Origin of the sequence: Pseudomonas sp. 32_A, assembly GCF_017490905.1 — a bacterium.
Classification (GTDB): Bacteria; Pseudomonadota; Gammaproteobacteria; order Pseudomonadales; family Pseudomonadaceae; genus Aquipseudomonas; species Aquipseudomonas inefficax.
In genome coordinates this window covers 1-513 of record NZ_JAFGYI010000198.1, presented here as the reverse complement: position 1 = coordinate 513, position 513 = coordinate 1, and the positions used below count along the sequence as shown (strand labels likewise).

Annotated in this window: 1 protein-coding gene; it reads right to left on the bottom strand. The window is 69.0% G+C overall.

Features of this window, described 5'->3' with window-relative positions; translation table 11 throughout:
• Positions 1–513, bottom strand: a 513-nt coding sequence (locus J5M58_RS26270) for a chromate transporter (RefSeq protein ID WP_207880261.1), incomplete at both ends; no start/stop codon positions are given.

The following is a 513-nucleotide window of genomic DNA, read 5'->3' as shown; positions in this document are numbered from 1 at the left end:
GTGAACTTCAGCTCGTTGTGCGTCGACTCCACCAGCGGACCCCCGGCGAGGATGAACAGGAAGGACGGCAGGAAGGTGAACCAGGTGACCAGGCTCGCGGCGATGGCGCCGGCGAGGAAGGGATGGTCCGCGCCGAACATCGGGTGCAGGTAGCCGCCGACGAAGCCGACGAAGGCCACCACCATGATCAGCGGCCCCGGCGTGGTTTCGCCCAGGGCCAGGCCGTCGATCATCTGCGTGGGCGACAGCCAGCCGTAATGACCGACCGCACCCTGGTAGACATAGGGCAGCACCGCATAGGCGCCGCCGAAGGTGAGCAGGGCGGCCTTGGTGAAGAACCAGCCCATCTGCGTCAGCGTCCCGTTCCAGCCGAATGAGGCCGCGAGCAGCCCCATGGGCAGCAGCCAGAGCGCGGCGCCGACCAGCGCCAGGCGCAGCAGGTGGGACCAGCGGAAGCGCGCATGCTCGGGCGTGGGGGTGTCGTCGTCGATCAGCGCGGGGCCGTAGCTGGTC